We start from the raw sequence: 5719 nt of genomic DNA, 5'->3' as shown, positions 1-5719 counted from the left end.
CGTCATCAAAGACAACATTGCCACGCGCGACCTTCCGACCACGGCGGGTTCCCGGCTGCTGGAGGGATACCGTGCCCCGGGAGACGCGACCGCCGTCGAACGGGCCCGGCGCGGAGGGGCCGTCGTCGTCGCGAAGGCCAATCTCGACGAGTTCGGCATGGGTTCGTCCAACGAGAACTCGGGTTTCGGTCCGGTGAAGAACCCCTGGGATGCGGAGCGGGTGCCGGGCGGCTCGAGCGGCGGCTCGGCCGCGGCCGTGGCGGCGGGACTTGCGCCGCTCGCGCTCGGGACCGACACCGGCGGGTCGGTCCGTCAGCCGGCCGCATTCTGCGGCGTCGTCGGCGTCAAGCCGACCTACGGTCGCGTCTCGCGGAGCGGCCTTGTCGCCTTCGCCTCGTCGCTCGACACCATCGGTCCGATCTCCCGCGACGTGGCCGGCGCGGCCGCCGTGCTCTCAGTCATCGCCGGGCGCGATCCCCTGGACGCGACCTCCTCCGAGCGCGGCGTCGACGACTACGCCCGAGCGGCACAGGAGAGCGTCCCGGGGGTTCGTGTCGGTCTGCCGGAGGAGTATCTCGGCGACGGGCTCGAGGAACCCGTCCGGCAGGCGGTCCTGGACGCGGCCCGGGCGCTCGAGGACGCCGGAGCGAGCGTGACGCGGGTCGGCATGCCCCACACGGGCTACGGCGTCGCCGCGTATCACGTACTGGCCGATGCGGAGGCCTCCTCGAATCTCGCCCGCTACGACGGGATCCGTTACGGTGCCGCGCCGGCCGACGCCCGCGACGAGGACGATCTGGTCGTGCGCACACGGACCGAGGGCTTCGGCGAGGAGGTGAAGCGCCGCATCGTGCTCGGTACGTTCGCTCTCTCCGCCGGGTACCGCGACCGGTACTACCTGACGGCGCAGAGGGTGCGAAGCCTCATCGCGGCCGACTTCGACGCCGCGTTCTCCGCGTGCGAGGTGCTCCTGACGCCGGTCACGCCCGGCACGGCCTTCAGACTGGGAGAGCGGGCGGACGACCCGCTCTCCATGTATCTCTCGGACGTCTTCACCGCGCCGACGAGCCTCGCGGGCGTTCCGGCGGCCTCGGTTCCGTGGTCGGTTGCGGGCGACGGGCTGCCGGTCGGGGTCCAGCTCGTGGCGCCGCGTTTCGACGAGGCCGTTCTCTTCCGTGCGGCCGCCGCACTCGAGCGCGTCGCCCCGTTCCGCGACGCGTCGCCGGCGCTCGGCTCGGACGAAGGGTCACGGGACGGAGGTTCGACGTGAGCCGCTACGTCCCCGACATAGGTTTCGAGGTCCATGCCCAGCTCGTCACGCGGACGAAGCTCTTCTGCTCGTGTCCCAACGAGGTGGGGGGCGAGCCGAATACCCGCGTGTGCCCCGTCTGCCTCGGCCTGCCCGGCGCGCTCCCGGTCCTGAACGCGTCGGCGCTCGACCTCGCGATCCTCACAGCGCTGGCCGTCGGCGGGGGGATGGCCGATGTCACGCGGTTCGCGAGGAAGAACTACTTCTATCCCGACCTGCCGAAGGGCTATCAGATCACGCAGTACGCCCGCCCCGTCGCCACGGGCGGCCGGTTCGAGCCGCCGGGAGGACCGCCGGTCCGCATCCGGCGGGTCCATCTGGAGGAGGACGCGGGCAAGACGGTGCACGGCCCGCCGGGTTCCCCGAGTCTGGTCGACATGAACCGCTCCGGCGTCCCGCTCGTCGAGATCGTGACCGAGCCCGACATCCACTCCGTCGAGGCCGCCGGAGACTTCCTGAAGGCACTGAGCCGCGCGCTCGTCTTCCTCGGTGTCGCGACCGGCCGGATGCACGAGGGCTCGATTCGCTTCGACACGAACGTCTCGCTGAGGACACCGGATGCGGACGGGCGCGGCACGCAGACCGAGATCAAGAACCTCAACTCGTTCCGAGCGGTCTCGCGGGCTCTCGTCTTCGAGATCGAACGCCAGACGGATGTCCTCGAGCGTGGCGGGCGCGTGCGGCACGCGACGCTCGCCTGGGACGAGGCGCAGGACCGCGCCGTCGCGATGCGCTCGAAGGAGGAGGAGTCCGACTACCGCTACTTCCCGGACCCCGACCTTGGACCGTTCCAACTCGCGCCCGAGCGCGTCGAGCGGCTCCGTTCGCACATGCCGGAGCTCCCCGCACGGGCGGCGGAGAGGCTGCGCACGGCCCACTGCCTTACGGACGAGCAGATCGAGGTCATCGCGGCCGATCCCCATGTCCTGTCGCTCTTCGACCGCGCCGCGCGCGCCCTCGACAGGCCGGATGCGGGCGCGGTGCTCGCGAACTGGGTGGTCGGTCCCGTCATCGCCCTGGCGCACGAGCGGGGGGTCGGGCTCGAGGAGCTGCCGGAGGCGCTCCTCACGCCCGGGAAGCTCGCGGCGGTCGTGCGCGCCCGGTACGACGGCGTCGTCAGTGAGCCCGCGGCGCGCGTGCTGCTGAAGGCGGCCGCGGAGTCGAGCGAGTCCGTCGATGAGCTCATCGAGCGGCTCGGTCTCACGGGCGTCGATGACGACGACCTCCGACGGACCGTCGAGAGGATCGTCGAGAGCCACCCCGAGGAGGCGGCGAGGTGGAGGGCCGGGGAAAGGAAGCTCCTCAAGCACTTCGTCGGTCTCGTGATGCGAGAGACCGGGGGCAGAGCCGACCCGCGCCGCGCGGCTGAGCTTCTGGAATCGGCTCTCGAGGCGGGCTAGTCGCTCGCCGATGCAACCCGGACGGCGCGTGCCGGGTCTGAGAGAGGACCGGTACGTCCAGCACGCGTCGCGAACGGAGGGTTCTGTGATCCGACTGCTCGTACCTGCCGTGGTGTCTGCTGCTCTCATGCCGCTCGTCGCCCTCGCGGGCTTCGCGGGGTTCGAGGCGCGTGACTGCCCCGAGCCCGGCGGCGATGTGCCGGTGGTCCACGCGTCGCGCGTCGGCGATGGTTCGATCACCGTCGACGGGCTTCTCGACGAGCCCGCCTGGCGGGAGGCCGAGCGCGCGTGCGGGTTCCGGGTGTGGGATCCGGACAGGGGCGCGGCGCCGAGCGAGGAGACCGTCTTCAAGGTGCTCTACGACGACGAGGCCTTCTACTTCGGCGTCGCCTGCCACGTCTCGGATGCGTCCTGTGTGAGCGCCAGGCTGTGCCGCCGCGACCGCATCAGCGCGTCGGACGTCGTCAGCATCTACGTCGACCCCTACTTCGACCGCACGACCGGGTACAACTTCCGGGTGAACCCCCTCGGCATCCAGGGCGACCGTTCGGTCGCCGGCGACGGCAGCTCGATGGACCGCGACTGGAACGCCGTCTGGGAGGTCGAGACCTGGGAAGACGAGGACGGCTGGTACGCTGAGTTCCGCGTTCCCTTCTCGGCGGTCCGCTACCGCCGGTCCGACGACATGGTCTGGGGTCTCAACGTCTACCGGATGATGTACGACATCGGCGAGGACACGAGCTGGGTCACGTGGGACCAGGAGACCCGGGGCTTCGTCAGCCGATTCGGTGAGATCCGCGGTCTCAGGGACGTTCCCTCATCCCGGCGCGTCGAGATCGCGCCGTATGCGGCCGGGGGTGTCGACGACGCCGACCTCAGACAGAGCATCGGCGCGGACGTCTCGACTGCGGTCACCGCGAACCTCACGCTGAACGCGACGGTCCAACCCGACTTCGGTCAGGTCGAGGCCGACCCCGCACTTCTGAACCTGTCGCCCTTCGAGACCTGGTACGAGGAAAAGCGGCCGTTCTTCATCGAGGGGCGCCAGTACTTCAGCCACCCGGGCTTTAACATGTTCTACTCCAGGCGCATCGGCACCGGCGATGAGGACTCGCGTATCCGCTACGCCGGGAAGCTGACAGGGAAGGTCGGCGACTGGTCGGTGGCGGGGCTCTTCGCCGAGACCGACGAGATGCGGGAGCCCGCCGAGCTTCAGTTCCGGCGCGACGGCGACAACGTCATCCGGTACGGCGTGGCGCGCATCGGGCGCCGGTTCGCAGACGGCGCCCACAGCATGCACATCATGCAGACGGCGGTCCTGCACGACTACGGCTACGAGGACGACGAGGGCCGGATGGACCACCGCGAGGCGTTCACCACGGGCGCAGACGTCGACCTGAACTTCCACGACAGGGACTACAACATCGGCGCGTCGTTCGTGGGCTCGGCGGTCGATCCCGCCCCCGACCCCGACGACCCGTCGACCCCACACGAGCGGGCTTTCGGGACCGGTGGGAACATCGAACTCCGGAAGCTCGGCGGGACGTGGGTCGGCGGCGTCAACGGTCGATGGGAGACGGAGGATCTCGACCTGAACGACGTCGGGTTCCTGAGCGCCGCCGACGATCTCGGTGTCGGGGGCTGGATCCAATATGAGATGACAGGAGACCGAGAGAACGCGATCCTGCAGCGGGGCAACATCGAGCTCGGAGCGCACGCCGGATGGCTCCACGCCCCGAGGACCGGATACGACCTGGACACCGGGGAGACGACCTGGTCGTACGACCGAGGCCATCCGACGGGCGGCTCGATCGAGCTGGACGGATGGGGCCGGTTCCCGAATTTCTGGTCCTTCCACTGGGGCGCCGAGTACGAGTTCGACCAGGTCTCGAAGTACGAGACGAGACGCTACGAGGACGTTCGCGGCCCGCTCATGGTGGACCCGAACACGACCTTCATCTGGTTCGGATTCGACTCGGATTGGAGGAAGCCCTACGCGTTCAACTCGCACTCCCACTACGCCTGGGACGATGTAGGAAGCACCAACATGCGGGTCGGGCTGGGCGGACGCTGGACGCCATCCAGCCGTGTGACGTTCCGCCTGAGCGCCGCCTACCAGCGGCGCCACGCGGAAGCCCAGCACCTCGAGAACTTCAGGAACCCGGACGGCGGCATCGGCGGTGTCAGCTACGTCTTCGCGGAGCTCGACCAGCGGACCTTCGACCTGACGCTCAGGACCGAGGCCCTCTTCTCGAGGAACCTCTCTCTACAGCTCTACGCTCAGCCGTACATCACGGTCGGCGACTACTCGAATCCCAGGGAACTCGCGGCGCCGGCCTCGTTCGATCTCAGCGACGCCGCCGACATCTTGTCGGACAACGGCCTCGCCGCCGCCGACTACGACTTCCGCTACGCGTCGCTCAACCTGAACGCGGTCCTTCGCTGGGACTACGCTCCGGGGAGCTCGTTCTATCTCGTCTGGAAGCAGGGCCGCGAGGTCTACGACGAGCGGAGCGAGTACGGGAGCGCGGGAACCGGTTTCGGGAACGACCTCGATCCGGACGCCCTCTTCGACCCTGAGCCCGAGAACGTGATCCTCGCGAAGGTGACCTACTGGTTGTCCCTCTAGTGTCCGTTCGATACCGGCCCGTCCATTCGGGGCGACGAGGCGAGGCGCGGCGATTTGAGGTCGCCGCGCCGCATGCTATGATGTTCTGTGGTTGGCCGGGCAACGCAGGGACCGGGAGGACCCGATGCTCCGATACGAGAACCGTCACGTCGTTCGATGTCTCGCGCCGTTCGCGCTCGCGCTGCTTGTTCTCTCCGGAGGTTGCGGAGGGGAGGAGACCCCCGATGCCGAGCTGTCCGGGGACGACCTCGCGATGTGGGAGGATCCGGGCGGCCGCTGGCACATGCAGGTCGACCGTGAAATGACCGAGGAACAGAAGGAGGAGGTCAGACGCCTCCGGTCGATCGGGTATCTGGCCGGGCAGGCGGCCGTTCCCGAGGT

At 69.2% G+C, this 5719-nt stretch carries 4 protein-coding genes; all 4 read left to right on the top strand.

The window, feature by feature from the left end; all coding sequences use genetic code 11:
- Positions 1-1270, top strand: a 1270-nt coding sequence (gene gatA, locus GF405_02560) for an Asp-tRNA(Asn)/Glu-tRNA(Gln) amidotransferase subunit GatA (protein MBD3367042.1), incomplete at its 5' end; no start/stop codon positions are given.
- Positions 1099-2709: an Asp-tRNA(Asn)/Glu-tRNA(Gln) amidotransferase subunit GatB gene (gene gatB, locus GF405_02555; protein ID MBD3367041.1), complete on the top strand. Its 1611-nt coding sequence runs from the start codon at positions 1099-1101 to the stop codon at positions 2707-2709. The genes gatA and gatB, both read left to right, overlap by 172 nt.
- Positions 2710-2719: 10 nt before the next feature.
- Positions 2720-5338 carry a hypothetical protein gene (locus GF405_02550; protein ID MBD3367040.1) on the top strand — a complete coding sequence of 873 codons (2619 nt, stop codon included), beginning with the start codon at positions 2720-2722 and terminating at the stop codon, positions 5336-5338.
- A 124-nt stretch (positions 5339-5462) separates the two neighbouring features.
- A partial coding sequence (locus GF405_02545; protein MBD3367039.1) for a hypothetical protein occupies positions 5463-5719 on the top strand: 257 nt, incomplete at its 3' end.

It is taken from the genome of Candidatus Effluviviaceae Genus V sp., assembly GCA_014728125.1.
GTDB lineage: Bacteria > Joyebacterota > Joyebacteria > Joyebacterales > Joyebacteraceae > WJMD01.
The sequence above is the reverse complement of the archived record's forward strand: the minus strand, read 5'-3'. Positions and strand labels throughout refer to the sequence as shown.